This is a genomic window from Coriobacteriia bacterium (genome assembly GCA_013334745.1).
Classification (GTDB): Bacteria; Actinomycetota; Coriobacteriia; order Anaerosomatales; family JAAXUF01; genus JAAXWY01.
Genome location: JAAXWY010000034.1, coordinates 1 through 26,594 on the forward strand (window position 1 = coordinate 1; position 26,594 = coordinate 26,594).

At 64.1% G+C, this 26,594-nt stretch carries 30 protein-coding genes; 9 read left to right on the forward strand and 21 right to left on the reverse strand.

Annotated elements, in window-relative coordinates; all coding sequences use genetic code 11:
• From HGB10_08815 to HGB10_08850, 8 genes are all read left to right on the forward strand, one after another.
• A partial coding sequence (locus HGB10_08815) for a branched-chain amino acid ABC transporter permease (GenBank protein NTU71901.1) occupies positions 1–288 on the forward strand: 288 nt, incomplete at its 5' end.
• Positions 288–1,262, forward strand: a complete 975-nt coding sequence (locus HGB10_08820; GenBank protein ID NTU71902.1) for a branched-chain amino acid ABC transporter permease — start codon at positions 288–290, stop codon at positions 1,260–1,262. The genes HGB10_08815 and HGB10_08820, both read left to right, overlap by 1 nt.
• Entirely contained in the window at positions 1,262–2,032 is a 771-nt protein-coding gene (locus HGB10_08825; GenBank protein ID NTU71903.1) for an ABC transporter ATP-binding protein, read from the forward strand. The genes HGB10_08820 and HGB10_08825 overlap by 1 nt, the downstream gene beginning before the upstream one ends.
• The gene (locus tag HGB10_08830; GenBank protein ID NTU71904.1) at positions 2,025–2,774 is read left to right on the forward strand and encodes an ABC transporter ATP-binding protein; all 750 of its coding nucleotides are present in this window, start codon (positions 2,025–2,027) and stop codon (positions 2,772–2,774) included. The genes HGB10_08825 and HGB10_08830 overlap by 8 nt, the downstream gene beginning before the upstream one ends.
• Entirely contained in the window at positions 2,775–4,076 is a 1,302-nt protein-coding gene (locus HGB10_08835) for a phenylacetate--CoA ligase (protein ID NTU71905.1), read from the forward strand. It abuts the gene before it with no gap.
• 43 nt (positions 4,077–4,119) lie between these two features.
• The gene (locus HGB10_08840; protein ID NTU71906.1) at positions 4,120–4,683 is read left to right on the forward strand and encodes a hypothetical protein; all 564 of its coding nucleotides are present in this window, start codon (positions 4,120–4,122) and stop codon (positions 4,681–4,683) included.
• 2 nt (positions 4,684–4,685) lie between these two features.
• Positions 4,686–5,057: an SH3 domain-containing protein gene (locus HGB10_08845; protein NTU71907.1), complete on the forward strand. Its 372-nt coding sequence runs from the start codon at positions 4,686–4,688 to the stop codon at positions 5,055–5,057.
• Between the two features lie 5 nt (positions 5,058–5,062).
• Complete coding sequence (locus tag HGB10_08850) at positions 5,063–5,392, forward strand: hypothetical protein (protein ID NTU71908.1); 330 nt, start codon at positions 5,063–5,065, stop codon at positions 5,390–5,392.
• A gap of 262 nt (positions 5,393–5,654) precedes the next feature.
• Here HGB10_08850 and HGB10_08855 read toward each other — a convergent pair whose 3' ends face one another.
• From HGB10_08855 to HGB10_08880, 6 genes are all read right to left on the reverse strand, one after another.
• Positions 5,655–6,914 (reverse strand): uracil permease, encoded by a 1,260-nt coding sequence (locus HGB10_08855; protein ID NTU71909.1) that lies wholly within the window; start codon positions 6,912–6,914, stop codon positions 5,655–5,657.
• A gap of 90 nt (positions 6,915–7,004) precedes the next feature.
• Positions 7,005–8,423 (reverse strand): NCS2 family permease, encoded by a 1,419-nt coding sequence (locus HGB10_08860; GenBank protein NTU71910.1) that lies wholly within the window; start codon positions 8,421–8,423, stop codon positions 7,005–7,007.
• Between the two features lie 129 nt (positions 8,424–8,552).
• On the reverse strand, positions 8,553–9,017 hold the full coding sequence (locus HGB10_08865) for an NUDIX hydrolase (protein ID NTU71911.1): 465 nt from the start codon (positions 9,015–9,017) through the stop codon (positions 8,553–8,555).
• Entirely contained in the window at positions 8,998–9,462 is a 465-nt protein-coding gene (dut, locus tag HGB10_08870) for a dUTP diphosphatase (protein ID NTU71912.1), read from the reverse strand. Before dut ends, HGB10_08865 begins: the two co-directional genes overlap by 20 nt.
• A gap of 3 nt (positions 9,463–9,465) precedes the next feature.
• Positions 9,466–9,921: a transcriptional repressor NrdR gene (gene nrdR / locus HGB10_08875; GenBank protein ID NTU71913.1), complete on the reverse strand. Its 456-nt coding sequence runs from the start codon at positions 9,919–9,921 to the stop codon at positions 9,466–9,468.
• Positions 9,922–10,010: 89 nt separating this feature from the next.
• Positions 10,011–10,400, reverse strand: a complete 390-nt coding sequence (locus HGB10_08880; GenBank protein NTU71914.1) for a LysM peptidoglycan-binding domain-containing protein — start codon at positions 10,398–10,400, stop codon at positions 10,011–10,013.
• A 213-nt stretch (positions 10,401–10,613) separates the two neighbouring features.
• Here HGB10_08880 and lexA point away from each other — a divergent pair, with 213 nt between their 5' ends.
• Positions 10,614–11,237 carry a transcriptional repressor LexA gene (gene lexA / locus HGB10_08885; GenBank protein ID NTU71915.1) on the forward strand — a complete coding sequence of 208 codons (624 nt, stop codon included), beginning with the start codon at positions 10,614–10,616 and terminating at the stop codon, positions 11,235–11,237.
• Positions 11,238–11,271: 34 nt separating this feature from the next.
• Here lexA and hflX read toward each other — a convergent pair whose 3' ends face one another.
• From hflX to HGB10_08960, 15 genes are all read right to left on the reverse strand, one after another.
• Positions 11,272–12,579, reverse strand: coding sequence for a GTPase HflX (gene hflX, locus HGB10_08890; protein NTU71916.1), 1,308 nt, complete (start codon positions 12,577–12,579; stop codon positions 11,272–11,274).
• A gap of 29 nt (positions 12,580–12,608) precedes the next feature.
• A complete protein-coding gene (locus HGB10_08895; GenBank protein ID NTU71917.1) occupies positions 12,609–13,766 on the reverse strand; it encodes an LL-diaminopimelate aminotransferase in 1,158 nt (385 codons plus the stop codon).
• A gap of 107 nt (positions 13,767–13,873) precedes the next feature.
• Positions 13,874–14,740 carry a methyltransferase domain-containing protein gene (locus HGB10_08900; GenBank protein NTU71918.1) on the reverse strand — a complete coding sequence of 289 codons (867 nt, stop codon included), beginning with the start codon at positions 14,738–14,740 and terminating at the stop codon, positions 13,874–13,876.
• 18 nt (positions 14,741–14,758) lie between these two features.
• Positions 14,759–15,637: a diaminopimelate epimerase gene (locus HGB10_08905; protein NTU71919.1), complete on the reverse strand. Its 879-nt coding sequence runs from the start codon at positions 15,635–15,637 to the stop codon at positions 14,759–14,761.
• A gap of 40 nt (positions 15,638–15,677) precedes the next feature.
• A complete protein-coding gene (gene miaA / locus HGB10_08910) occupies positions 15,678–16,634 on the reverse strand; it encodes a tRNA (adenosine(37)-N6)-dimethylallyltransferase MiaA (GenBank protein ID NTU71920.1) in 957 nt (318 codons plus the stop codon).
• A 3-nt stretch (positions 16,635–16,637) separates the two neighbouring features.
• Complete coding sequence (gene amrA / locus HGB10_08915) at positions 16,638–17,993, reverse strand: AmmeMemoRadiSam system protein A (GenBank protein NTU71921.1); 1,356 nt, start codon at positions 17,991–17,993, stop codon at positions 16,638–16,640.
• Between the two features lie 73 nt (positions 17,994–18,066).
• Positions 18,067–19,401, reverse strand: coding sequence for a tRNA (N6-isopentenyl adenosine(37)-C2)-methylthiotransferase MiaB (gene miaB / locus HGB10_08920; GenBank protein ID NTU71922.1), 1,335 nt, complete (start codon positions 19,399–19,401; stop codon positions 18,067–18,069).
• Between the two features lie 25 nt (positions 19,402–19,426).
• Positions 19,427–20,254 (reverse strand): PHP domain-containing protein, encoded by an 828-nt coding sequence (locus tag HGB10_08925; GenBank protein NTU71923.1) that lies wholly within the window; start codon positions 20,252–20,254, stop codon positions 19,427–19,429.
• A 12-nt stretch (positions 20,255–20,266) separates the two neighbouring features.
• Positions 20,267–20,539 (reverse strand): stage V sporulation protein S, encoded by a 273-nt coding sequence (locus tag HGB10_08930; protein ID NTU71924.1) that lies wholly within the window; start codon positions 20,537–20,539, stop codon positions 20,267–20,269.
• A 133-nt stretch (positions 20,540–20,672) separates the two neighbouring features.
• Positions 20,673–21,752 (reverse strand): sensor histidine kinase, encoded by a 1,080-nt coding sequence (locus HGB10_08935; GenBank protein NTU71925.1) that lies wholly within the window; start codon positions 21,750–21,752, stop codon positions 20,673–20,675.
• A 122-nt stretch (positions 21,753–21,874) separates the two neighbouring features.
• The gene (gene rny / locus HGB10_08940; protein NTU71926.1) at positions 21,875–23,413 is read right to left on the reverse strand and encodes a ribonuclease Y; all 1,539 of its coding nucleotides are present in this window, start codon (positions 23,411–23,413) and stop codon (positions 21,875–21,877) included.
• A gap of 354 nt (positions 23,414–23,767) precedes the next feature.
• Positions 23,768–24,388: a regulatory protein RecX gene (locus HGB10_08945; GenBank protein ID NTU71927.1), complete on the reverse strand. Its 621-nt coding sequence runs from the start codon at positions 24,386–24,388 to the stop codon at positions 23,768–23,770.
• A 23-nt stretch (positions 24,389–24,411) separates the two neighbouring features.
• Entirely contained in the window at positions 24,412–25,479 is a 1,068-nt protein-coding gene (gene recA / locus HGB10_08950; protein ID NTU71928.1) for a recombinase RecA, read from the reverse strand.
• 121 nt (positions 25,480–25,600) lie between these two features.
• Positions 25,601–26,173, reverse strand: a complete 573-nt coding sequence (gene thpR, locus HGB10_08955) for an RNA 2',3'-cyclic phosphodiesterase (GenBank protein ID NTU71929.1) — start codon at positions 26,171–26,173, stop codon at positions 25,601–25,603.
• A 2-nt stretch (positions 26,174–26,175) separates the two neighbouring features.
• Positions 26,176–26,594, reverse strand: a 419-nt coding sequence (locus HGB10_08960; GenBank protein ID NTU71930.1) for a nicotinamide-nucleotide amidohydrolase family protein, incomplete at its 5' end; no start/stop codon positions are given.

Genomic DNA, 26,594 nt, shown 5'->3' on the forward strand with positions numbered 1-26,594 from the left:
GCGGCGTTGGGTGCCGTGGCCGGCCTCGCGGTCGCGCCCCTTACCCAGACGGCGTTTGATGTGGGTGCGGGTATCGGCGTGAAAGGTTTCGCCGCAGCAATCCTCGGCGGTCTGGGCAACCCTGTCGCGGCCGTTGGCGGCGGGCTCGTACTTGGACTGTTGGAGAGCATGACGGCCGGCTACATCAATCCGCTCTACAAGGACGCCGTAGCGCTTGTCGTGCTGCTCGGCGTTCTCTTCGTGCGACCACAGGGCCTCTTCGGCGGGTCGGGGAGGGAGAAGGTCTGATGCGGTCGCGCGCAGTTCGTATGGGAGTCGTTATCGCTGTCGCGGGGCTGGTGGCGGCGTTGCCCTTCATCGTGGCCGATCGGTTCCTCATCAAAGTGTTCACCTATGCCGGGCTCAACGTCATCGTGGTGACGGGGCTGGCGCTGTTGTTCGGCTACGCCGGTCAGGTCTCGCTCGGGCACGCGGCTTTCGTGGGGCTTGGTGCATACACCTGCGCGATCCTCACCACCACCCTGCACGTGCCGTGGCCGCTGGCGTTCGCTGCCGCGGGCGTGGTGGCCGGTATCGGCGGGCTCCTTCTTGCGCTGCCGAGCCTGCGGCTCAAGGGACACTACCTCGCGATGGCGTCACTGGGGTTCGGTGAGCTGATGACGCTCGCGTTCGTCGAGGCCGTTCCGCTGACGCACGGGGTGGACGGCTTCACGGGGATCCCGTTGCCCAAGATCGGCGCGATGACCCTCAAGGCTCCGGCCGAGCTCTACTGGCTGGTCTGGGGTGTCGCCGGCGTCGCCCTGTTGCTCGCGTCCAACGTCGTGTCGCTGCGACCGGGTCGCGTCATGCGTGCGATCCACGGCAGCGAGCTCGGTGCCTCTGCGGCGGGCGTGGACATCGTGGGCGTCAAGGTGCGCGCTTTCGTCGTCTCGGCCGTGCTGGCCGGCCTCTCCGGCGCGCTCTACGCATCGGTCATCGGGTTCATCTCGCCGAGCGTATTCACCCTTGGTGCGTCGGTAGCGTTTCTGGCGATGGCGGTCATCGGTGGCTCGAGCTCGCTCGCAGGTCCGTTCGCCGCTGCTATCCTGCTCACGCTCATCCAGTACCTCGACGCGATCGTGCCGGGTATGTCCAGGGAGACTGCACAGCTGGTTCAGACGTACGAGTCGGACGTCTACGGACTCGCTATCGTCCTCATCGTCCTCTTCGCTCCCGGTGGGGTAGGGGCCCTCCTTCGAGCGCGCCGGAAGGGGGCCAGCTGATGAGCCTGCTTTCGGTGAAGGGCGTCACGAAGCGATTCGGTGGCCTCACGGCTGTCGATTCAGTCTCGTTCGACGTGTTCGAAGGCACCATCAAGGCCCTGATCGGCCCCAACGGAGCCGGCAAGTCGACGCTGTTCAACACGCTTACCGGATTCGACAAGCCCGATGAGGGCTCGGTCCTCTTCGATGGCGTCGAGACGGTTGGGCGCAAGCCTCGCGACGTCGTGCGGGCCGGACTCGCGCGCACCTTCCAGAACACCCAGCTCTTCGATGGGATGACTGCGGCCGAGAACGTCATGGTCGGCGCTCACGCGCACCAGCGCAGGGGCTTCGTGGCCGCGGCGCTTCGCCTGCCCGCTTCGATCGCCGAGGATCGCGACGCCGCTGCCGAGGCAGGACGGCTGCTGCGCCTCATCGGCATCGACGAGTGGGCGGATGCGACCGCCGGTGATCTGCCTTCCGGAATCCGCCGGCTGCTCGAGATCGCACGGGCGCTCGCGACCCAGCCGCGGATGCTGCTGCTCGATGAGCCGGCCGCAGGTTTGAACGCGACAGAGACCGCTGAACTCGTGCAGACGCTGTACCGCGTTCGTGACAGCGGAATCACGGTGCTGATCGTTGAGCACGACATGGGCCTGGTCATGGAGGTTTCCGACGAGATCGTCGTCATCGACCGTGGGTCCAAGATCGCGGAGGGCCCGCCGCGCATGATCCAGAAGGACCCAGCGGTCATCGCCGCGTATCTCGGCGAGGAGGCCGAGAATGAGTAGATCGCCGCTCCTGCGCCTTGAAGGTGTTCATGCGGGTTACGGCCGCGCAGCCGTCCTGCACGGGGTCGACCTCGACGTCGCCGAGGGCGAGGTCGTGGCGCTTATCGGGGCGAACGGCGCGGGCAAGTCGACGCTGCTCAAGACAGTTGTCGGGCTGCTCACGCCGTCCAAAGGTAGCGTCACGCTGGCGGGGACAAGCATCGCTGGCGAGCGTCCCGAACGCCTCGTGCGTCGCGGGGTCGCGCTGGTGCCCGAGGGCCGCCTGCTCTTCGGTCCGATGACCGTCGCCGAGAACCTCGACCTGGGGTCCTACGCGCTGCCGTCTCGTTCGCGTTCTGTGCGTGCGAAGGAGCTGCGGGACAAGGTGCACACCCTGTTCCCGGTACTCGAGGAGCGCGCGGCGCAGCCTGCGGAGACGCTTTCCGGTGGCGAGCAGCAGATGCTTGCTGTGGGGCGCGCGCTCATGAGCTCACCGCGGCTGCTGCTGCTCGATGAGCCGTCGCTGGGCCTCGCTCCCAAGGTCATCGCGGAGATATTCTCGGCGCTTGAGGTCCTGAGGGCCGACGGGGTGACCATCCTGCTCGTCGAGCAGGACGCGCGACTCGCCCTCAAGCATGCGGACCGCGGTTCGGTCATGCGCACGGGCAAGGTGGTACTCGAAGGGACTTCGGCCGAGCTTCTGGCCGATGAATCGGTGCGCACGATCTATCTCGGGTCGTGGCAATCGGATGGGAGTCACTAGATGATCTGGAATCCCGAGTACGAGTGCATGGACCGGGTTGAGCTGCACGCGCTCCAGTTGCGCCGCTTGCAGATGACGGTTTCCTGGGTCTATGACCGCGTCCCGTACTACCGTGAGCAACTCGACACGGCGGGCGTACGCCCGAAGGACATCCGCACCCTTGACGACGTGCGCAAACTCCCGCTCACCGACAAGGCCGCGCTTCGCGACACGTATCCCTTTGGGATGTTTGCCGTGCCACTGGATGAGGTCGTCCGCCTCCATTCGTCGTCGGGAACCACCGGTAAACCCGTAGTCGTCGGCTACACACGGGGTGACATCAACACCTGGACCGAGATGACCGCACGCGTGGGAGCGGCCGCCGGCGTGACGCGGGGAGACCTCGTCGACATGTCGTTTCTCTACGGTATGTTCACGGGCGGGTGGGGGATGCACTACGGCTTGGAGCGCATCGGCGCAACGATCATTCCCGCTGGTAGCGGCAATACCGAGCGCCACATCATGATGATGCAGGACTTCGGGACCACGGTGATCGTGTCCACACCGTCATACGCGCTCTACCTCGCTGAGGTAGGGGAGCAGATGGGCGTGGACTTCAGCACGCTCAAGCTGCGCCTCGGCCTGTTCGGCGGGGAGCCGTGCTCGAGCGCGGCCAAGCGCGAGATAGAGGCACGACTCGGCATTAAGGCGACCGACAACTACGGACTCTCCGAGGTCATGGGGCCGGGGGTGAGCGGGGAGTGCGAGTGCGAGGCGGGCCTCCATATCGCCGAGGATCATGTGCTCTGGGAGCTGATAGACCCGGTGTCCGGCGAGCCTGTTGGGCCGGGTGAGCAGGGTGAACTCGTGTTCACATCGCTCACCAAAGAGGCGTTTCCGGTGCTGCGCTACCGTACGCATGACCTCACGACGATAACGACTGAGCGCTGCGAGTGTGGGCGCACATTGGCGCGAATGGAGCGGGTGCGGTCTCGGACCGATGACATGCTCATCGTCCGTGGCGTCAACGTGTTCCCAAGCCAGATCGAAGACGTGCTGTTCCGGATCGAGGGTGTGCGCCCGCACTACCTCATCGTGGTGGACCGCCAGAGCGGGCTCGATGACCTCGAAATACGCCTTGAAGTCGCCGAAGAGGTCTTTTCGGATATCATGGCTGATATGGTCGCGTTCCAGCACAACGTCGCTGACAGGCTTCAGTCGGTGCTTGGGCTGCGTGCCAAGATCACGCTCGTCGAGCCTGGTTCAATCGAGCGGAGTGCGGGCAAGAGTAAGCGAGTGCTCGACTTGCGCGGGGAGAACTGACCGCAGGAGACGCCCGAGCGCAAGGTCTGGGGCTCCTCGCTGAATGAAGGGTTGGTCATACGTGCCGTTGTGGGGTCTGATAGCGCTCGGCGTGGGAGCTCTGCTCCTCATCGGCGCGCTCGCCGTCATGGGCTTCCTGAGCTGGCGCTCGCTTGAGCGTCGCTACCTGGTGCGCCTCATCAGTCGTCGCGAGGCCGTCTTCGCGGTTCGCCAAGCGCTCGAGGAGGCCGTGATTCGCCTCGCAGAGGGGAGTGACGAGCAGCTGCAACTGTTCGCCGACGACCCAGACTCACACGAGCGCAAGATGATGCACGAGGTTCGTATTCGCTCGCAGATCCTTCGCGATGAGCTCGACACGATGTCACTGCCGAAGCGATTGGTGCCGGCCGCCGAGTCTCTTGCTGATGCGGCCTACATCGTGAATCGGGAGTCGGCAAAGATAAAGGACAACGAAACAGGGTCAGGCGTGCTTGCTGAGTTGGGTACGATTGACTTGGGGACTGTGGCCGAGGTGTTTGAGCGGGCTGCGGCAGCTATCGCCTTGACGTGTCAGGTGTGCGATGTCGAAGAGGATGCTGCGGTCTATGGCGGGGGGCTGTACTTGTGAGCATGGCTAAATGGATACGCGCCGGTGCGGGCGTCGTGGTCGTCGTCGTCCTCGGATTCGTGGTGATGGGTTGGTACAACGACTTCAAGTCCGCCCAGAGCGCCGCGCCGGTCGCCAGTCCGACGACCACATCGACGGTAAACACCACTCTGACAGCTGACGCTTCCGTGGCAGGTGTCGGGATCGCGCAGATCGACGGGGTGAACTTCCGTGTGAAGCCATCGTCCAGCGCGAAGTTGATCCGCGGGCTCAAGAAGGGCGAGGAAGTCACAATCATCCTCAAAGAGGGTCAGTGGTATCAGGTCAAGGACTCAAAGGGCAAGTCCGGTTGGGTAACCGCAAACGCTGACTACGTCGCGATCAAGGGCAAGTAGCACCGATGGTCAGGATGATTGGCAACGCGGAGGACTTCTGGCGAATCCGCGTTACGCGCGTCGACACCACCGAGAACTTCGACTTTGAGTGGCACGACGACATCTTGTACCGCGAGCCGCAGGTCGACCCGGGCGACGAGGTCGAGTTCTTCCATGTTGAGGCGGTGCGGCTCGACGACCCGGACATCGTGACGCGGATGGCTACGTTCGACGAGCCGGGACAGGCCCGAGCGTTGCTCGACGAGGCTCGAGACGCACTGTCCGAGATGACCAAGTCCCAGTTCGAGGCGGCGTATCTTCAGGGCGCTCAATCCGGGAACACAGGCACCGAGTAGTCGCGTCGTGGCGGCAGCGCCTGTCGAACAGAGGGATTCCTTCAGCAGGGCTACGAGTGTAGGGTCGTGGTGCGATTCTGCGACATGACATAAGATGTATTATCACGCATATACAACCGTGCAGCACAGCCCCTCTCGGGCACGTGAGCTGCGGAAATCCCCCACACCATCACATCTCACGGTATGAGGCGGCCCCGGACCGCGTTGTCGCAGCCCGGGGCCGTCGTGTGCGCGCTGACGCGCGCGAGTGTGCTCTTGTGTGCTACGCCTTGGACTCCGCCTGCAGCTCACCGGTGAAGTCCGGTGCATCCACGGCAAGGCTCTCCGCCTCTCGCGGCAAAACCAGGTTCAGGATGATGCCGATGAAGGTCGCCAGCGCCATACCCGGGATCGAGTACTTGCCGATCGGAATGTAGAACCCGCCGGTCTCCATACCGATACCGATGACCAGCACCACGCTGGACATGATGAGGTTTCGGCTGTGGCTGTAGTCGATGCCGGACTTGACCAACAGACGCAGGCCGCTGGATGCGATGAGCCCGAACAGGAGCAGCGAGATACCACCCATGACCGGGGTCGGAATCGAGCTGATGAACGCTCCGAGCTTGGGCACGAATCCGCCGATGACGAATGCAAGCGCGCCCGCGTACCAGAACAGCTGGGTCGCGTAGACCTTGGTGACCGCCATGACACCGATGTTCTCGGCGTACGTGGTGGACGGAGTGCCACCAAGGGCACCCGATATGGCCGTTGCGAGGCCGTCGCCGAAGAGCGACTCGGGCAGCATGGGTGTGAAGTCCTTGCCGGTGATCTCGTTGATGACCAACAGGTGTCCGATGTGCTCGACGATGACCACGATCGCCACCGGCGCGATGATCGCGATGGCGCCCAGGTCGAAGACCGGGAACACGACCTTAGGCAGGCCGATCCACGCGGCGTCCATGACCGGCTTGAAGTCGACCATACCCGGCATGAAGAGCGCGACGACGTAGCCGACGATGATGCCCATGAGTATCGGGATGGTACGCAGGAAGCCCTTGAAGAAGCTCGAGAAGGCTACCGCGGACAACAGCGTGACGGCCGCGAGCAGAACCCGGTTCAACTCGACACCCATGCCCGGAAGCGTGGGATCCGGTGTCGCGAACGGGAACATCGACATCTTCACGGCTACGGCGGAAAGGCCGAGACCGATGACGATGACGACTGCGCCGACAAGCGCCGGCGGAAGGAGCTTGGTGAGCCATCCGGTTCCGAATGCCTTCACGATTCCGGCGACGACCATGTAGACCACACCGGCTGCGACGAGGCCACCGAGAGCAGCAGGAATCCCGCCGCCTCCCTTGGCTGAGATCACTGCGATGAGCGGGGCTATGAACGCGAAGCTCGAGCCGAGGTAGCTCGGAATCTTATTGCGTACGCAGATGAGATACAGGATGGTACCGATTCCGGAGGTCATGAGGCCGACGCCGGGGTCGAGCCCCGTCAGAATCGGAACCAGTACGGTCGCGCCGAACATCGCCATGAGGTGCTGTGCCGCAAGCGGCAGTGCCTGCACCAAAGGCAGTGTTTCGTCTGTCTGGACTATGCGATCGCGTGCCACGGTCGCTCCTTCCTAGCCTACGAGCTTCTGAAGTGCGGGCATGATGAATGTGACAACGAAGGCGGCAGAGACGATCCACATCAGCGGATGAACATCCTTAGCCTTGCCGTGGAAGATCTTGATGAAGACGTAGCTGATGAAGCCGAACCCGATTCCGTAGCTGATGTTGTAGGTCAGCGGAATGCCTACGATGGTGAGGAACGCCGGGAACGCCTCTTCGAGGTTCGTCCAAGGAATCTCACGAACCGTGCGCATCATGAGGAAGCCGACCACGATGAGCGCACCGGCAGTGATGGGATACACAAAGTAGTCTCCGGGTGGTACCTGGAAACCGCTGCCTGCGAAGGCGCCGTACTGCTCGGCGCTGGGGATGATGTAGCCGCCACCGACCATGCCGACGATCGGTGAGAGGAACGCTGCGACAGCGAACAGTACGCCGGTGACGATGGCGGTCAGACCGGTGCGGCCGCCCTCGGCGACGCCCGCAGCCGACTCGATGTAGGTAGTGATCGATGAGGCGCCGAAGAGTCCACCGACCGATGCAGCGATAGAGTCGACGGCGAGGATGTTCCGGATGCCCGGGACCTTTCCATCAGGCTCGACGAACCCGGCCTGCTCCCCTACGGATATCACCGTCCCCATCGTGTCGAAGAAGTCGGTGAGCATGATCGCGAACAAAGCGAGCAGCAGGGCCGGCGTGAATATCTGCATGATCGCCATGCTGCCGTTGACCTGCTGGAATGGTGCGAAGAAGGTGGAGAAGTCGGGCGCTCCGACGACCGCGGTCGGGAGCTTGGTGACACCGAGCAACCATGCGGCGACCGTTGCGACAAGGATGCCCCACAGGATGTCGCCCTTCACCTTCAGAGCCATGAAGGCAAGGATGGCGAGCAGCCCGATGACGGTGACCCAGACGTACTTCTGGGTGAAGTCTCCCAGGCCGACGAGGGTAATCGGGGCAGGCTTGATGAAGCCGCCCTCGTTCAGTCCGATGGTGGTGATGAACAAGCCGATACCGACACCGATCGCTCGCTTGAGATCGATCGGAATCGCGTTCATGACGGCCTCTCGCAGACCAGTCATCACGAGAAGGAGAATGACGAGTCCTTCAGCGAAGATGACCGACATACCAACCTGCCACGGCACGTTCGCCTGCTGAAAGCCGATGAGCGAGAAGGTCACGACCGCGTTCAGGCCCATGCCGGAAGCGAGCGCGAAGGGGCGGTTTGCGATGAGCCCCATACAGATGCACATGAGGGCAGCGCCAAGTGCGGTGGCCGTCGCTGCTCCGGCGAACGGGATCCCCGCAGATGAGAGGATGCCCGGGTTCACGAAGACGATGTAGGCCATGGTGAGAAATGTGGTCAAGCCGGCGAGAAGCTCGGTCTTGAGGTCCGTTCCCCGTTCCTTGAACTTGAAGAATGTGTCCACAGAGGTACCTTTCTATCGAACTTGGCAGAGGTGGTGACTCGGGCCCCCATGCCCGTGCGTTCATGACCGGAGGTGGTGTTTCACGCCCCTCTCATGCTTCCGGCCTGGTCGTTGTGGACGTTGCTGAACTCATCGGCCTGCCGTGAACAGCGAGCCGAGGTATCCCGATCCGCTCCCCTTACCTGCCAGAAAGCGTTGAATCGCATCCGCGTAGGGCGGTCTGAGGTCGTAGTCGCCGAGCTTCGCCGGGTCCGCGAGGTCGATCGCCTCGACGCGTTGGTCATCGGGGCTGTCTGTGATCGCGCCACCGATGACATGCGCAGTGAACGTGAGATTCACGACGTGACGCGAGCCGGTGGGGTCGATGGTGTCGTTGGCGAACAGGAATGCGTCCACGGCCACCTCGAGGCCGGTCTCCTCGCGCACCTCGCGCACCACTGCGTCTTCCAGGGTTTCTCGGTAGTCGACGCCTCCACCGGGAAGCAGGTGGTAGACAGCGGAACCTGCTCGGTGCCGTGCGAGCACGACTCGTCCATCGACGAGGATGAGCGCGGCTGCGCGGACGCGAGGCCCGCTAGATGCCGGTGCTGCCAAAGCCGTCCTCCCCACGCACTGTTTCGTCGAGCGATTCGGCCTCAACGACGTGCACCCTCTCCACGCGCTGGATCACCAACTGGGCGACTTTGTCGCCGCGCACAATCGATATCGCGTTGGAAGGGTCCAGGTTGATGGCGATCAGCTTGATCTCGCCGCGGTAGTGGCTGTCGATGAGGCCGGGCGTATTCACAAGCGAGAGACCTTGCTTGAGCGCAAGGCCGCTTCGCGGCTGCACGAAGCCCGCATAGCCTTCGGGGATAGCGACTGCAAGGCCCGTAGGCACGAGAACTCGCTCACCAGGCTCGATATCGAGAGTCGCAGCGGAGTAGAGATCGAGTCCCGCATCGCCCTCATGGGCGTATGACGGAAGCGGGAGAGCCGAGTCGAGACGCTTCACGATCAGGCGCACGTCAGCTGGACCCCTTTCGAGGTTGTGGCGGATACGTCAGCCACGGCGCCCCAACGCCTTGAGCTCGGATGTGAACTCGTCGAGATCCTGAAACTCCTTGTAGACCGACGCGAAACGAACGTAGGCGACCTTGTCGAGGTCGCGCAGTCGCACGAGGATCATGTCACCGACCTGGCTGCTGCCCACCTCGTAGCGGAATGAGTTGTGGAGCTCGGTCTCGATGTCGGTGATCAGGGCCTCGAGTTGCTCGACACTCACACCGCGCTTGGCGGTAGCCACCAGCAGGCCGCGCATGAGCTTCACGCGATCGAAGGGCTCGGCGGTGCCATCCTTCTTCACCACCATGAGTGGAGTCTCTTCGCGGCGCTCGTAGGTCGTGAAACGCTCAGCGCAGCTCAGACACTCCCGACGACGCCGGATAGCATCTTGCGACTCGGACATACGAGAATCGACGACCTTGGTTTCGTCATGGCCGCACGAAGGACACCGCATGGGTTCTCCCGCCCCTACATCTAGACTACCTCGCAAGGTAGCACACTAGATATAGCGGTGGAAGACGACCGACGAGACCTACCTGAGAATCAGCGGGATGCGACCATCTGTGGGTCATCTGATGCCGCGACAGGGACCGCTATTCGCTGCCCCGGAACGAGCACACGCGAGCCCAGTGAGTTGGACGTGGCGATAGCTGCTGCGAGCTGTGATGTGCTCATCCCGGGCAGCGGGTGGGACTTGGCTATCGACCACAGAGTGTCTCCGGGCGCTACGCGCACCGTCTGCACTGCCGTGTCGGCCAGGTGCGGATTCCGTGATGCGAGGAGACCCCAGACGAGCAGTGCCGCGACGAGCGCCACCACGATCAGTTCGAGGCCCGTACTCCGCTTGGCCTGACTCACTCGTGAATGCGTGCGCGGGCGTTGGCTGGGTCGTGAAGTGCGGTGGATGCTGCCTGTGGCGACTGTGGTGTTCATGGTGCGGCTCCCCTGTCCTTCGCTTCATGTCGTGTGCACCCTACCGATCGGGTCTGACACGAACCGTGATGCCAGCGAACATCTGTTCGATTGCAGTCTATACGAACACGTGTTCGATGTGCAACCACGAATACGAACGCGTGTTTGCATGGGGGAAGTCCAACGACTACACTCTGGGCGTACACCTGTTCGATGAGCGAGGGAGTGTAGGAGATGACCTACCAGCGAGAGCTGACCAAGCGCCAGCAGGAGATCCTCGACTTCATCCGAGGAGAGGTCCACCGATGCGGTTACCCGCCGAGCGTTCGCGAGATCGGCGAGGCCGTGGGTCTCTCATCATCGTCGACCGTGCACTCTCATCTCGCAGCGCTTGAGGCAAAGGGCTTCATCCGACGCGATCCGAGCAAGCCACGAGCACTTGAGGTGCTCGACTACCGTGAGACCGACCGCGGGATTGACTACGGCAAGGTCAGCGCAGTCCCGCTGGTCGGACAGGTCGCTGCCGGCTCGCCCATTTTGGCGGCCGAGAACATCGAGTCCACGATGCCTCTGCCAACCGAGCTTGCCGGAGACAACACATTCATCCTGAAGGTCCGGGGCGAGTCGATGATCGAGGCCGGGATTCTCGACGGCGATTTCGTGGTAGTTCGCCAGCAGCAGACGGCCGACAACGGCGACATCGTTGTCGCGATGATCGATGACTCCGCGACCGTGAAGACGTTCTATCGGGAAGCCGACAGGGTTCGTCTGCAGCCTGAGAACGCCACGATGGAGCCCATTTACACGCGTGACGTGAGTATCCTCGGCAAAGTGGTCGCCCTGTTCCGCAAGCTCTAAGCGACTCTGCACGACACGGCAGGGTCCCTTGCGCCTATACGGCTGTGTCTTCCCCGTCATCCAGTGCGAACGGCGTGAATGTCGGCGCGAGGTCCGGGGACACCTGCAGGGCGAGTTGCGTCCCGGCTTCCGTGTGACGCTCGGAGAGTATCTGCGCCCGCTCGTGTGCCAGTGCGACGAGATCACCGCGGGTATAGGGCAGCAGTACCGTCACCGTCACACTCCCCCGGGCGGCCTCGTCCGCAATCCGGGCCGTGAGTGCGTCGAGGCCGTCGCCGGTCAGCCCTGAGACGAACACTGCACCGGGATAGCGTCGCTGGAGCATCGCCCTCTCGTCAGAGTCGATCGTGTCGCACTTGTTGAACACGACGATGTGACAGCCTGTATGGGCGTCGATCTCCTCGAGCACCTCCAAGACGGCAGCCATCTGCTGTTCCCGCTGCAGCGAACCCGCATCCGTCACGTGCAGCTGCAAATCAGCTTCGTTGACCTCGTCGAGCGTGGACTTGAATGCCTCTACAAGTCCGTGCGGAAGCTTGTTGATGAACCCGACCGTGTCGGTCAGCGTGATCTCGCGTCCCTCGGGAAGCGCCATACGACGGGTCGTGGAGTCCAGAGTCGCGAACAGCATGTCGGCCTGGAGGACGCCGGCCCCGGTCAGCGCGTTGAGCAGGGTCGACTTGCCTGCATTCGTGTATCCGACGAGGGCTACACGGAACACGCCGCTGCGTGCGCGAGCCTTGCGCTGCAGGTCTCGTTCTCCCGATACGGCCGCCAGCTCTCGCTTGAGCTCCGAGATTCGTTTGCGCGCCATTCGACGGTCGGTTTCGAGCTGGGACTCGCCCGCGCCGAAACGAGCGCCGCGTCCACCGCCGAGACGTTCCTTCTCGAGGTGGCCCCACATACCGCGAAGCCGAGGCAGCACGTACTCCTGCTGCGCCAGGTCGACCTGGAGCTTTCCTTCGCGGGTCACAGCGTGCATCGCGAAGATCTCGAGGATGAGCGCTGTCCGGTCGAGGACACGAGTGTCCGGCAGTACGGCTTCGATGTTGAGCTGCTGGCGAGGCGAGAGCTCGTCGTCGAAGATAACGAGGTTCGCCGAGAAGTCCTTCGCAAGCTGGGCGACCTCTTCGACCTTGCCAGAGCCGACGAACGTACGCGGGTTGGGTCGCTCCATGCGCTGGGTCGTCGTCGCCACGACATCGACCTCGGCCGTGTGGGCAAGACGCTCCAGCTCAGCCAAGGACTCCTCGATTGGCCAGTCCTTTCGACCCGCATCAACGCCCACGAGCACCGCGCGATCGCGATGCTCGTGGATTTCGTTGCCTGTATGTGGAGCCAGTCGGTGCGTCACGTCGAGTGAGCCCGTTCCTAAAGTTGCTTCTTGATACGCTCGAGCGCCTCGGCGAGTCGATCGTCGGGAGTAGCGAGCGAGATGCGGATGTAGCCTTCGCCATCAGGGCCGTACGCGCTGCCTGCCGGCACGATGACGTGAGCCTTCTCGAGCAACAGCGTGGCGAAGTCGGTCGAGGTGTAACCCTCCGGGACCGGAGCCCACACGTAGATGGTGCCTTGCGACTTGCGCGCGTGAATACCGACCTCAGCGAGGGTGGTGAGTACCATGTCGCGACGGCGCTGGTACAGCGCGCTCATCTCGGCGACGTCATCCTGCGGACCGAGCATGGCTTCGATCGCTGCATCCTGGATCGCGGTGAAGATTCCGGAGTCGATGTTGCTCTTCACCGTGCCAAGCGCCTTGATGGCCTCTGCGTTACCAACCGCGAACGCGGCACGCCATCCCGTCATGTTGTAGGCCTTGGACATCGAGAACAACTCGATGGCGACTTCGCGGGCGCCCGGGCGCTGCAAGATCGACGGGGCCTTGTAGCCATCGAAGCTGATCTCCGAGTAGGCATGATCGTGGACCAGAAGCAGGTCGTGCTTCTTGGCAAACGCGATGGCGGCATCGAAGTACTCGACGGGCGCCGACACGGCCGCAGGGTTGTTGGGGTAGCTGATGAACATCATCTTGGCCTTGGCGAGCACGTCTGCCGGGGTGGCCTCGAAGTCGGCGAGCCAGTCGTTGCCCTCGTTCATGGGCATGTAGTGCACCTTGGCGTCGATGAGGATCGCACCCGTGGTGTAGACGGGGTAGCCGACGCCCGGAGCGAGCACGTAGTCGCCCATGTCGACGAAGGCCGGGAAGAGGTGAGCGATGCCCTCCTTGGAGCCGATCATCGCGACGACTTCGGTGGCCGGGTCGACGGTGACGTCGAAGCGGCGGTTCATCCACTCGGCGCAGGCCTCACGGTACGGCTTGCTGCCGGCGTACGCGGGATACTGGTGGTTCTTGGGGTTCTCGATGGCCTTGTGCATCGCATCGATGATGCGCTGCGGGGTGGGACGGTCGGGATCGCCGATACCGAGGGAGATGACGTCGGCACCCTGTGCCTGGAGCGCCTCCTTCTTGCGGTCGATCTCCGCGAACAGGTACGGCGGCAGATTCTCCATGCGCTTAGCGGTTCTCACTTGTCGTGTCTCCCCTTGTTTCCGAGGTGTGTGAGGTGATTCGGCGCCCAGCGGCACCGTGCGTGACATGGTAACACTACGCTTTGCGCCCGCAGGTTGCCGTCCGGTTACAGCTCAGGCGTTTCGTTCGCACGTGGCTGATACGTCGTGATGGTGATCGCGGCTTGCGTTCGGATCGGGCTGGGCAGGGATGCGATCCCGCCTCGCAGATCCGGTTCGCTGACATGTGCAGCGCTCGGTCCCATCAGCGCGGCAGCCAAGGCGTCGCTGGCATCCAGCACGATCGAATAGGCGATGTCGACCGTGGCGGACGTGGTGAAGGCGCCCGAGAGCGTGGTTGCGAGCCGCTCCGGTTTGCGTGGGTCGACGGTGATGAGTCCTAGTGCCTCAACGAGTTCGCGCAGGTGATCGGGTTGTGGGGTGACGACCACCAGCGATCCACCGGGGGCGAGTACACGGGCGAACTCCTCGGCGTTGCGTGGGGCGAACACGCACATCACGAGTGCCGCGGCCGACGAACGAACCGGCAGCCGGCCCCAGGTATCCGCCACGATCGCCCCCGCGCGAGGATGGCAGCGCGCTGCGACGCGAACCGCATGCTTCGAGATGTCGAGTGCAAGGCCCGTTCGACTCGGGTTCGCATCGAGCACGGCGGCGAGAAATGTCCCCGTGCCGGCACCTGCGTCGAGCACAAGACCCGATGGTGCGAGCGCGAGAGCCTCGGAGGCCGCTTCGGCCACGGCGGCGACGAGCGGTGCGAAGTGGTCTCGGGCCAAGAACTCCCGACGTGCGGCCACCATCTCGGGCGTGTCAGCGGTCGACGCGCGCTTACCCGGACCGATGAGGTTCGCGTATCCCTCACGCGCGATGTCGTAGGCGTGCCCGTTTGCGCATGCGAGCACCCGTCCGTCGACGAGTGACAGCGCGGAGGCACAGTGCGGGCACTCAAGAACCTCGACCACGTCAGCTAGCACTGGGACTCCGCTCAGGGTCTACTCGTCGTCCTCGTCTATGGCGACGATGCCGGCGAAGACCTCTTCTGCGGGTCCGGTCATGTAGACGTGATCGTTCTCAGCCCACCGGATCTCGAGTTCGCCGCCGAGAAGTTCGATGGTGATCTCTCGATCGGTGCGCAGGGTCACTGAAGCGACTACCGCGGTCGCGCACGCGCCCGTGCCGCAGGCGAGCGTCTCGCCCACACCGCGCTCCCACACGCGCAGCCGGACGATGTTCTCGCCCGCGAGCTGGGCGAACTCGACGTTGGTCTTCTGGGGGAACATCGGGTGGTTCTCGATGATCGGGCCGAGTTCGTGTACCGGCGCCGTCTCGATGTCTTCGACCCACAGCACACAGTGCGGGTTACCCATGGACAGCGGTGTGACATCGAAGGTGCCCATCTCGGTCTCGAGTGCGCACTGGATCACCATGTCGTCGTTGTTGCCGCACCGCATGGCTGTGGGCACATCGGCGGGCTTGAGGATCGGCTCGCCCATGTCGACCGTTGCAAGGTACAGCGTGCCGTCGTAGGCACGTGTGACCTCGACCGGCTTGATTCCACCCAAGGTCTCGACGCGGACCTCGTTGCGGTCGGCCGGAAGCAGCCCGTGGTCGATAACGTACTTGGCGAAGCAGCGCACGCCGTTTCCGCACATCTCGGCGGTGGTGCCGTCTGCGTTGTAGTAGAGCATATAGAAGTCGGCTTCCGGCGTCGTCGCAGGGCGCACCAAGATGAGCCCGTCGCCGCCGATACCGAAGTTGCGGTCACAGAACCACTGAACCGCCTCGGGCGCGAGATCGAGTTCCTCGGCGAGGTCGTTCATGACCACGAAGTCGTTTCCCAGGCCGTGCATCTTCACAAACGCGAGTTCCATAACAGCAATCTCCCCTCACGGACCCGTTGGCCTTAGCATGCTACGACCCTGAAGCTGGCGACCAGTCTAACCCATCGATCACCGCGTCAGCGGCGGTCGCCGTCGGCGTCTGCGCATCGAACCACGAGATTCGTGGATCCGAGCGAAACCACGTCAGCTGTCTCTTCGCATAGCGCCTCGTAGCCTGCTTCACCTGCGCAATCGCCCCATCCATGTCAGCACCGGACTCGATGACCGGTACGAACTCCTTGTACCCGATAGCAGCCGATGCGGTCAGTGCCGATCGAAATCCAGCCGCAAGCAATTGCTCGACCTCTCCGAGAAGGCCGCACGCAACCATCGAATCGACTCGAGCGTCGATTCGCTCGTAGAGTCGCTGCCGGTCCATGTCGAGCCCTACATACCGCGTCTCGAAGACACCCACCCTGTTTGAGAACCCGGCGGCCTGCTGCGCGTACGAGATGCCTTGGTCGGCCATCTCGAGTGCGCGAACGACCCGACGCACGTTGTTGGGGTGTATGAGCGCTGCCGAGGCGGGATCACGCTGTGACAGCAGTGCGTGCAGTACTTCGGGACCCCTCTCGCGTGCGACTGCCTCGTATTCGTCGCGAACCGCGTTGTCAGCCTGCTCGCCGGCGGGAAACTCCATGGTGTCGAGCGCCGCGCGCACATAGAGTCCCGTTCCGCCTGCCACTACAGGCAGGTGGCCGCCGGATGCCACCTGTTCGATGGAGTCGCGGGCCACTCGCTGGAATAGCGCCGCCGAGAACGGCTGCCCGGGATCGACGAGATCGATGCAGTGGTAGGGCACTCGACGGTCGGCGAGTGCGGGCTTCGCCGTGCCGATGTCCATGCCGCGGTAGACCTGCATCGAGTCGGCGCTGACGATCTGGCCGCCGAGTCGCACGGCGATCTCCTCGGCAAGCGCCGTCTTGCCAACGGCGGTTGGGCCGACGACAGCGATCACACGGGTGGTGGATGGCGCGGATGGGGTCATCGGCTAAGTGTAGCGGTCGACTCGGAATCGCTCGATGCGGTACTGCTCCTCGGGCCGGATACCGCCCTTTTGGAGCGCGATACCCACTTGAGTCTCGACGTCATCAACACCCTCAAGGTCGGGAAGCAGCAGACCCCGTCGTGAGCCCGTGGAGACGATCACGCCGTAGCGGGCGGGGTCGAGATCCTCGCGGCGCGATTCCTCAGGCTCATGGAGCACGTCAACCTTCACATCGAGATCACCGAGTTCGATAGCGGACAAGGATGGGAAGCGGGGATCGTGCATGGCCGCCTGGATGGCGTTGTGCACGACCTCCTCGGCCAGCGATCCGGAGGTCGGGGCGATGGTGCCGATGCAGCCGCGCAGATCCCCGTTGCGGTGCAGCGATACGAATGCGCCCGCACGCGCAGGGAACTGCGCGCCCACGAGCGGCGAGGCTGCGAGGACGCGACCATCTCGCACGTAGGTCTCGATAGCAGTACGCGCCAGCGTCACGATCTCGGACTCTGCGGGTGCCGCTGCTTCGGGAGCATCGGCCGCCGACCGGAGCGCCGCGTCGCCCACGAGCGCCGTCAGGTATCCAACACCCCACGGACCCTCGTACGCGAGCACACTGGTCGGTACGGGGTCTGAGCCTGCGAACCCGCCGAGCGCCACAAACGAGCGCAAGCCGCACTCCCCTGCCGCATCTTGAAGTCCCGGGTCGGCTTCGGCGAGCAGCGAGAGACGCCCTGACGCGACGACATCCCGCAGCCATTCATCGAACTCGATGCCTCGCGGCGAGTAGCCCGCAGGCGCGTCTGACGTGAGCCGATGAGAGCAGTCGCCACTTGCGATGAACGCCACTCGTCGGCGCAGCCTGTCCGCCGCTTCACGCACCGCCAGGCCGAGCACACGGTGTGCGGACAGTGGGAGGTACGCCAGGGAGAGGACCACAACGCGAAAGCGTGCGTCCGGATCGATGAACGAGAGCGGCACGATACTCGCGTGGTCGAGCCATCCGGCCCGTAGGCGCAGGTCGCCGCTCCGTGACGCGGAATCGATACCGTGAGCGCGCAGCTCGGCGAGTATCGCGGTGGCGAGCTCGGGATCGCCCTGCGCGCGGTAGACCGTCGCGTCCCCGAACTGTGACAGGTCCCCCGAGAATGAGTCGCTGTCGTCTACGAGCAGCAGGTCGCCGGCGGCCGGCGCGTGCGGGGACATCAACACGAGCGTCTCGGGTGCGAACTCGTCCAGTGCTGACTGCGCGACGGCGAGCGCCTCGATCGAGGATGCAGCGGTGCGCGCCCGCTCTCCTCCCACATTCGGGACGAAGACGGGCGGATGAGGGACGATCAGTCCGAAGGTTCCGTTGGTCAAGCGGGTCACTCCCTTGCCGATGCGAACTCGGGCTCCGTTGCCCGGCCTACGACACGAGCCGGGTCGGCTTGCTCTAGGAGTTCGTACCCGTCAGGTGCCCAATCAGGAACCAGGTCTGGGCCTCATCGATCTCAACGTCGAGAATGCGACCGGTGAACTCGTCCGCGCTGCGGCCCTCGGGGACGCGTACGTGCACCATTCGGTTGCTCGGGGCGCGGCCTGCGAGCATCTGCTCGTCACGCTTGCTCACGCTCTCAAACAGGACCGGCTGGACCGTTCCGACGTAGCGAGTGCTGTTCTCAAGCGCCGAGGCCTGCACGATCGCCACAAGCCGATCGAACCTCTCCTGCGACACGTCGCGCGTGACGCGCGCTTCCATACGAGCTGCGGGAGTGCCCTCGCGTGGCGAGTAGATGAACGTGAACGCCTGGTCGTAGCGACCGGCCCTCATCACCTCAAGCGTGGCTTCGAAGTCCTCGTCGGTCTCTCCCGGGAACCCGACGATGACGTCGGTCGACAGCGCGAGATCCGGAATGGCCGCACGGATGCGCTCCAGGAGCGCGAGGTACTCCGACTGCGTGTACTTGCGGTTCATCGCAGTGAGCACAGAGTCGGATCCCGACTGCACGGGGAGATGAAGGTAGGGCATGACGGCGGGCACCTCGGCCATCGCGCGGATCGTGTCCTCCGAGAGGTCCTTGGGGTGGCTGGTCGCGAACCGAATGCGAGCGATCCCGGCAGCCGCAACCGCGCGCAGCGCATCGGCGAACCGTGGCTCCCCGTATATGTCCCGCCCGTAGCTGTTGACGTTCTGCCCTAGCAGCGTCACCTCAAGCACACCGTCCGCCACGAGCGATTCCACCTCAGCGACGATGTCCTCGAGCGGTCGCGAACGCTCCCGACCACGAACGTGAGGCACGATGCAGTAAGTGCAGAAGTTGTCACAACCCACCGTGATGGGCACCCATGCATGCCAGGGATGCTCCCGCTCCGTGGGTAGATCGCTCGAGAAGTCGGTCGATTCAGACAGAATCTCAACCTGAGGTAAACGCTGACTCTTCGCTGAATCGAGAAGCGCGGGCAGGTGCGCGATGTTGTGCGTCCCGAAGACCACGTCGATGTGCGGAATCTGGCGCAGGAGCGTCTCACCGTCTCGCTGGCCGATGCAGCCCCCCACCGCGATAAGCTGACCGGGTCGGCCGGCCTTGACGCTCTTGAGCGAATGAACTTGGCCCCTCAGCCGCTCGTCGGCGTTCTCGCGCACACAACACGTCATGAAGACGACCACGTCGGCGTCTTCGGCCTGCTCCACCGGCGACAGGCCCTGCGCGGAGAGTAGTCCGGCGACGCGCTCGGAGTCGTGCTTGTTCATCTGGCACCCGAAGGTGCGGATCAAGTAGGTCTGCATGGCTGGGAAGTCTACCACGGTGCCTTTAGGCGTCGTGGGAGGGGCTCCCTGCGGCCAGGAGCGCGAGGATGTCTTCAGTGGGGACGTCGCAGGAGCCCAGCTCGGGATTGGGAGATGCGGGGCCGTGGTAGTCGGTTCCGCCGGTGACGAGCAGCCCTCGCTCCCGCGCATACGACGCGTAGCGCTGGCGCTGCTCGGGAGTGTGGTCCGCGTGGAAGGCCTCGATGCCGAGCAGCCCCGCAGCGATCAGATCCTCCAGGAGCTCATCGGCGTCTGTGACTCCCGGGTGCGCAAGGACCGGGACCGCGCCGATGGACCGCACGAATCCGATGACCTCCTCGGGCGGCCTGGCGTCCTTGGGCACGTAGAAGGGCATTCCTCTACCGATGTAGCGCCGAAACGCCTCAGAGACGCTCTCAGCGGCTCCTGCGCCTACGAGCGCACGCGCCACGTGGCTACGACCCACCGCTCCCCCGTCCGACAGGGCCAGAACCTCGGCGAGCGTGACCGGATGGCCGGCTTCGGCGAGTGCCGCGACCATGCGCGTGGCTCTGCGCATCCGGGCGTCTCGGAGATGCGTAAGCTCGGACAGAAGCGACGGATCGAGCGGGTCGACGTGGTACGCGAGGATGTGGACGTCGATCGCACCGGCTACCGATGAGAGTTCGACTGCCGGGATCAGCACGAGGCCGGTGCCCTGCGCGGCCTGCGACGCCTCGCCGAGCCCCGCGACGGAGTCGTGGTCGGCGATCGCAAGCACATCGACGCCGTGTGTGAGCGCGAGCGCCACGAGCTCGGAGGGAGCGACGGTTCCGTCGGAGGCGGTCGAGTGAACGTGGAGATCGGCGCGCATGGGGCAGCCGATCTAGCGGTGCATGTCGCGCGGCTCCACGAGCAGCCGGATGGCGGTGCGCTCCTCGCCGTTGATCTCGATGTCGGCGAAAGCAGGCACGCACGTCAGCTCCATGCCGGAGGGTGCGATGAACCCGCGAGCGATGGCGATCGCCTTGACGGCTTGGTTGAGCGCCCCCGCGCCAACCGTCTGAATCTCGGCTGCACCTTGTTCGCGAACGATTCCGGCGAGTGCACCGGCGACTGAATTCGGATTCGACTTGCTCGAAACCTTGAGGACTTCCACGGTCCCTCCCTGGCGAGAACCTGGTGTGTGCCGCGGGTCGATCACGGCTGCTGCGTGTGTGGCGAGATTACTGGCGCGACGTAATGCTGTGCTGGAGCGTGAACGAGAGTATACCGCCGTTCAGTGCGAAGCGTCAGTCCTCTTTCTCCACCTCGAAACGGACTCGGATATCGTCCTTGCCCACCGTGATCTTGGGCTCGCACTTCAGATGGAGGTAATAGCGCTCAGCGATGCTGTCGAACGCAGCCTCGAGTTCGCGACGGAACTGGGCTATGTCCGTGTGGTGGAGCTTGAGACCGCGCCGGTCCTTGTAGATGTCGGGACCGGAGGTCTCGGGCACAACGGGAGCCGATCCGCCCGCAAGCACCAGCACCTGCTTCAGCCGGGGCAACCCGTCGGCTATGACGCGATGAGCGGTGCGGTCGGAGACTTCGAGTCCGAGCGAGTGGGCGATATCGACGAGCTCCGCCGCGTCGCCTGCGGCCGAGGGGCGTTGCCAGACCGGCAGCCGCGTCACGTCATCGCAAAAGAGCAGCTCGGAGGCGTCGAGTTCCGTTCGTGCCAGCGCCCACATCGTGGCGAGAATCTCGGTGGGTGTTCCGAGATACACCTCAATTCCCGGGTGTTCAACGGCGAACTCCACTACGCGACGAACGATGTTGTGCGGACCACGGGCCACCTTGAGTGAGCCGGAGTCATCGCGTTCGAGCATGGGCCAGGTCGATTGGTCGGCGCGTTCTGCAAGTGCGGTCGAATCGGTCACCACTACGACTGCAGCGCCTTTGTGCAGCTCGGACGTTGCGATTCTGGCCTCGGTGGCATTGCTTCGGATGGAGAACAGGGCCATACCTCGGCCGTGCACGCCCCATCGGTCCATGACCATCGTGTCGAGCTTGCTCGTGACACGCGGTTCGAACACGTGGTCGTGCATTGCGGTCGGCACGCCGACACCATCATCGATGAGCGTCATGCTGCGAGTGTCGCCCTCGCGGCCGGTTGCGATGAACAGGCGGCCGGCATGCGCGTCGCGCGAGTTGCGCAAGAGTTCGACCACGATGTCCTCAACGCTGCGAATGTCGTGCTTCGCCTGCCTGCGCTCGGCCTCCGAGATGCGGAGCCGAACGTAGCCGTCGCCCAGTGTCTCCTCGACCTTGAGGTAGGCCTCACCGGAGACGGCGGTAACGAAGTTGAGGAGATCATCGTTCGGGGTCATGGGAGACAGTCTACCTTCCGTGGTGCCTGTTCGGGGAGTGCTGTTGCGTGCGGAAGGGCGGCACCGTGGCACCGCCCTTCCCTGCCGCGCCGAAGCGCGGTCGCTATCGATTTCGAACGATGCTACTTCGCGAAATCGACCGCTCGACTCTCACGGATGACCATGACGCGAATCTGGCCCGGATACTCGAGTTCGTCTTCGATCTGCTTTGCGATATCACGCGCAAGCACGACCGAGTCGGCGTCGCTGATCTGGTCGGGCTTGACCATGACGCGGATCTCGCGGCCTGCCTGCATGGCGTAGGTCTTCTCAACGCCCTTGTGCGAGTTCGCCACGGCTTCAAGCTTCTCAAGGCGCTTGATGTAGCTCTCGAGGGTCTCTCGGCGAGCGCCGGGGCGACCCGCCGAGATTGCGTCAGCGGCCTGCACGAGAACGGCCTCGACCGTTGCCGGCTCGACATCACCGTGGTGCGCCTCGATGCAGTGCACGATCGACTTGGGCTCGTTCATGCGGCGAGCGAGGTCGGCACCGATGAGCGCGTGAGGGCCCTCGATGTCGTGATCGATGGCCTTGCCAAGGTCGTGCAGAAGGCCTGCACGCTTCGCAAGCTGCACATCAACGCCGAGCTCTGCGGCCATGACGCCGGCCAGATAGCTGACCTCGAGCGAGTGCTTGAGGACGTTCTGCCCGTAGCTGGTGCGGTACTTCAGGCGACCGAGGGTACGGATGAGTTCGGGGTGCAGCCCATGGATGCCGCTGTCGAACGCAGCCTGCTCACCAGCGTCGTGCACAGCCTGGCTGACGAGTTGCTCGGCCTTGTTGTACATCTCTTCGATGCGGGCCGGGTGGATGCGTCCGTCAGCGATACAGGTCTCAAGGGTGATGCGGCCGATTTCGCGACGGACCGGATCGAAGCTCGAAAGGATGACCGCCTCGGGGGTGTCATCGATGATGAGGTTGATGCCGGTGATCTGCTCGAACGCGCGGATGTTGCGACCTTCTCGGCCGATGATGCGGCCCTTCATGTCGTCACTGGGAATGTGGACGACGGAAACTGTCGACTCTGCCGTGTGATCGGCGGCGACGCGCTGGATGGCGATGCCGACGATGTTGCGAGCCTTCTTGTCGGCCTCCTCGCGAGCACGGGTCTCGGACTCGCGGATGATCTGCGCGGCCTCGCGGCTCACGTCGTCACGGATCCGGTTGATGAGCTCGTCACGCGCCTGGTCGGCGGTCATGCCGGCTACGGCCTCGAGTCGGTTGCGCTCCTCCTCGACCATCTCCTCAAGGTCCTTCTCGCGCTTGGCGATCTGGCCTTGAGTGCTGGAGAGCTGGTGCTCACGCTTGTCGAGCGATTCGGCGCGACGATCGATGGAAGCCTCGCGCTCACTCATGCGATTCTCGAGAGCCTGAATCTCCTTGCGCCGCTCCTTGTTATCGGTCTCGGCGTCCTGCTTCATCTTGAAGATCTGATCCTTGGCCTCTATCAAGGCCTCTTTCTTGAGCGTCTCGGCCTGCTTCTCCGCATCTCGGACCGTACGGTCCGCCTCTTCGGCGGCACGCGCAGTGCGGTCCTTCATGACGAAGCGGTTCACAACAAAGCCGAGGGCGGCGCCGATGATCAGTGCGACGAACGTGACAACGATCGCTGTACTGCCCATGCGCGCCCTCCTTTCGATAGTGGTGCGTTCACATGTCCGTCAGGGACGAAAACGCTGCTCGAACTCCCCCAAACAGGAAAGCCGGACGGCATTCCGTCCGGCATCGAGACCGTGCAGCGTGAGGGTATCCAGATATGCGAAATACGGCCGTGCAGGCCGTCATCCTCGGAGTCTCACTTCATGCCACACATAGAACCGCACGTGAGCCGCGTCGAGCGACCCAGACGGGTGATCTTGATGCCTTCGGGAATCCTACCGTGAGTGGCAGTTTAGCGTCAAGGCGAGACGACGGGAGTTGTGATGCACCTCGGCCGTATTTGCGCAGGTCAGCGGTTCGAATGCCGGGTGCCCTACCTACTCGGCCGCGGGATCTTCCTCACAATCGCCGACCGCTTCAAGAGCCGTGGCGAGCGAGAAGCCGCGCGTGACTAGGCGGCGGATGAGCTTCTCGCGCTCGCGCTTGTTCGTGGCGCGGCGGCCGCGCAGGGCCACGCAAGCCTGTTCGACCTCGTGCTCATGGGGCTGAGACTCTGCGAGGGCTGTCTCGATCAGGGCGTCTGAGATTCCCTTGAGTTTGAGTTCCCGCGCTATCCGGCGCGGACCGTAGCCGGCACTCACGCGCGAGCGCACCCACGCCTCAGCAAACCGCTCATCGTCAATGAGCGAGACCTCAACGAACCGATCTGCAACCGACTGAGCTATGTGGCGCGGGTAGCCGGTGTCGAGCAGCTTTGCCAAGAGTTCATGCGCCGAGTGCTCGCGATAGCCGAGGAGCCGCAGCGCACGCTCCCTGGCGAGGTCGTACTCGACCTCTGCGAGCGAGGCCTCGACTTCGGCGCGTTCGATCTCTGCTCCCTCAACCAGACCGATCTCACGGGCTGCGATGGCGGACGTGGTGCGGGGGTCTTCGCCATCAGAAAACACGAGTCGCCGGGCCTTCGAACCGGGCCCGGCGACTTCGATGCGTTGGAGCATGGGTGCTGTCTCCCGTGAATCCGCTACTTGGATGCCGGGACGACGGGCTGGTCGGCGGCAGCCGGCTTGACGGGCGCCTGCTCGGCGACGGGTGCGCCGTTGGGAAGCCCAAGCGAGGTGCGAACCTTGCCGTCAATCTCGTCTCGGAGCGCGGGATTCTCGCGCAGGAAGTCCTTCGCAGCCTCGCGGCCCTGGCCCAGACGCTCTGCGCCGTAGGTGTACCAGGCGCCGGACTTCGCGACGATTCCCTCGTCCACGCCGAGGTCGAGGATTGAGCCTTCCTTGCTGATGCCCGTGCCGTACATGAGATCGAACTCTGCGATGCGGAACGGCGCAGCCACCTTGTTCTTGACGACTTTGGCTCTCACGCGGTTGCCTGTGATCTCGGTGCCCTGCTTGATGGAGTCGATGCGCCGCACGTCGATGCGGACCGTCGAGTAGAACTTCAACGCACGGCCGCCGCTCGTGGTCTCGGGGCTGCCGAACATGACGCCGATCTTCTCGCGCAACTGGTTGATGAAGATGCACGTGGTGTTTGACCTGCTGAGGGAGCCGGCGAGCTTGCGCAATGCCTGGCTCATGAGGCGGGCTTGAAGGCCGACCGTCGTGTCGCCCATCTCACCCTCAAGTTCTGCCCGAGGTACGAGTGCGGCGACGGAGTCGATGACAACGACGTCGATTGCACCACTGCGCACGAGCATGTCGCAGATCTCAAGCGCCTGCTCACCCGTGTCCGGCTGTGAGATGAGTATCTCGTCGATGTCGACGCCGAGCCGTGATGCGTAACTGGGGTCGAGCGCGTGCTCCGCATCGATGAACGCGGCGACCCCGCCTGCGGCCTGGGCCTCTGCGACGATCTGGAGTGCCAGCGTTGTCTTGCCTGAAGACTCAGGGCCGTAGATCTCCACGATGCGTCCGCGCGGGACGCCGCCGATACCGAGCGCAGCGTCGAGTGCGAGCGACCCGGTGGGAATCGCTGCGACCTGATCGGTCGCGGCATGCTCACCGAGCTTCATGAGAGAGCCCTTGCCGAACTTCTTCTCGATCTGCTCTTTGGCTACATCGAGGATCTTTTCCTTCTCGCGGTCCATGCCTCACTCGCTCCAATCCGATATCGGGCGGTCCCCTCGGGGCACCCTGACCCTACACGAACACCTGTTCGATGTCAACGCGATTCCGCACCGAGCCCAATCCGCCGTGACCTGCCCGAACTCACGATCTGAGGGGCCAGCTCCTGACGACTTCGTAGCGGGGTCCGCTGCGGCTCAGTACGCTTGAGAACAAGGTAGCCGACACCACTGACACGGTTGTCGGCAGGCTCGCCGATGCGGCATCGAGGACCTCGACGAGGCCCTCTTCGTGACGGTGTGCGCGACGGGTCCTGGCAAGGGTGATGTGAGGTACGTATCGGCGGCTCTCCTGAGCGAGGCCGCATGCGGCAGCCGCTTCGTTGACGGCCGCTGCAAGTGAGGCGGCAAGCCCGACGGGGTCATCAAGGGTGGCCCAAAGCATGTCGACCCGGTCGCGGTTTGGAACAGCGATGATCCCGACGAGCGGCAGCTCAAACTCGGACACGACGCCGACCCGCTCATCGAGTTCACCGAGGAGCAACTCAACTGCGCGGGACTCGATGGAGCCAAAGAAGGCGAGCGTGACGTGAAGGTTTCCGGGAGCGACCCATTTCTCCCCCGCCCAACCAGGGGCCTGAGTTCGAATGTCGTGACCCGCAGCCGCGAGTGCGTCCCGAACGGTCGGCGACAGCTCGATACCGACGAACGCGCGCACCGTCAGTGAGCTCGGGTCGCGAGACGGAGCAGGTCGAGGGCGGCGGCTGTCGCGCGTGCTCTGATCGAGTCTCGGTTTCCGCGAACGAAGCGCCGGCGCGTGGAGGCGGTGCCCGCGTCCGAAGCCACCGCGAGCCACACGAGGCCGACCGGCTTCTCGTCGGAGCCGCCATCCGGGCCCGCGATGCCGGTGACCGCTACCGCGAGGTCGGCGCCGAGGCGCGCGCGTGCACCTTCGGCCATCGCCCGCGCGGTCTCTTCGCTCACTGCTCCGTACTGCGCTAGCAGTCCGGGAGGCACGTCGAGAAGCTCCATCTTCACCGAGTTCGCGTAGGACACGATCCCGCCGAGAAAGACGTCGGATGAACCCGGCACGTCGGTGAGCGCCGCAGCGACCATTCCGCCGGTGCAGGACTCGGCTG

Excerpts from the sequence above, each read along its gene's own strand:
- HGB10_08820 (NTU71902.1), top strand. The coding sequence starts at position 288 with ATGCGGTCGCGCGCAGTTCGTATGGGAGTCGTTATCGCTGTCGCGGGG.
- HGB10_08825 (NTU71903.1), top strand. The coding sequence starts at position 1,262 with ATGAGCCTGCTTTCGGTGAAGGGCGTCACGAAGCGATTCGGTGGCCTC.
- HGB10_08830 (NTU71904.1), top strand. The coding sequence starts at position 2,025 with ATGAGTAGATCGCCGCTCCTGCGCCTTGAAGGTGTTCATGCGGGTTAC.
- HGB10_08835 (NTU71905.1), top strand. The coding sequence starts at position 2,775 with ATGATCTGGAATCCCGAGTACGAGTGCATGGACCGGGTTGAGCTGCAC.
- HGB10_08840 (NTU71906.1), top strand. The coding sequence starts at position 4,120 with ATGAAGGGTTGGTCATACGTGCCGTTGTGGGGTCTGATAGCGCTCGGC.
- HGB10_08845 (NTU71907.1), top strand. The coding sequence starts at position 4,686 with ATGGCTAAATGGATACGCGCCGGTGCGGGCGTCGTGGTCGTCGTCGTC.
- HGB10_08850 (NTU71908.1), top strand. The coding sequence starts at position 5,063 with ATGGTCAGGATGATTGGCAACGCGGAGGACTTCTGGCGAATCCGCGTT.
- HGB10_08855 (NTU71909.1), bottom strand. The coding sequence starts at position 6,914 with ATGGCGATGTTCGGCGCGACCGTACTGGTTCCGATTCTGACGGGGCTC.
- nrdR (NTU71913.1), bottom strand. The coding sequence starts at position 9,921 with ATGCGGTGTCCTTCGTGCGGCCATGACGAAACCAAGGTCGTCGATTCT.
- HGB10_08880 (NTU71914.1), bottom strand. The coding sequence starts at position 10,400 with ATGAACACCACAGTCGCCACAGGCAGCATCCACCGCACTTCACGACCC.
- lexA (NTU71915.1), top strand. The coding sequence starts at position 10,614 with ATGACCTACCAGCGAGAGCTGACCAAGCGCCAGCAGGAGATCCTCGAC.
- HGB10_08905 (NTU71919.1), bottom strand. The coding sequence starts at position 15,637 with ATGGAACTCGCGTTTGTGAAGATGCACGGCCTGGGAAACGACTTCGTG.
- miaA (NTU71920.1), bottom strand. The coding sequence starts at position 16,634 with ATGACCCCATCCGCGCCATCCACCACCCGTGTGATCGCTGTCGTCGGC.
- miaB (NTU71922.1), bottom strand. The coding sequence starts at position 19,401 with ATGCAGACCTACTTGATCCGCACCTTCGGGTGCCAGATGAACAAGCAC.
- HGB10_08925 (NTU71923.1), bottom strand. The coding sequence starts at position 20,254 with ATGCGCGCCGATCTCCACGTTCACTCGACCGCCTCCGACGGAACCGTC.
- HGB10_08935 (NTU71925.1), bottom strand. The coding sequence starts at position 21,752 with ATGACCCCGAACGATGATCTCCTCAACTTCGTTACCGCCGTCTCCGGT.
- rny (NTU71926.1), bottom strand. The coding sequence starts at position 23,413 with ATGGGCAGTACAGCGATCGTTGTCACGTTCGTCGCACTGATCATCGGC.
- HGB10_08945 (NTU71927.1), bottom strand. The coding sequence starts at position 24,388 with ATGCTCCAACGCATCGAAGTCGCCGGGCCCGGTTCGAAGGCCCGGCGA.
- recA (NTU71928.1), bottom strand. The coding sequence starts at position 25,479 with ATGGACCGCGAGAAGGAAAAGATCCTCGATGTAGCCAAAGAGCAGATC.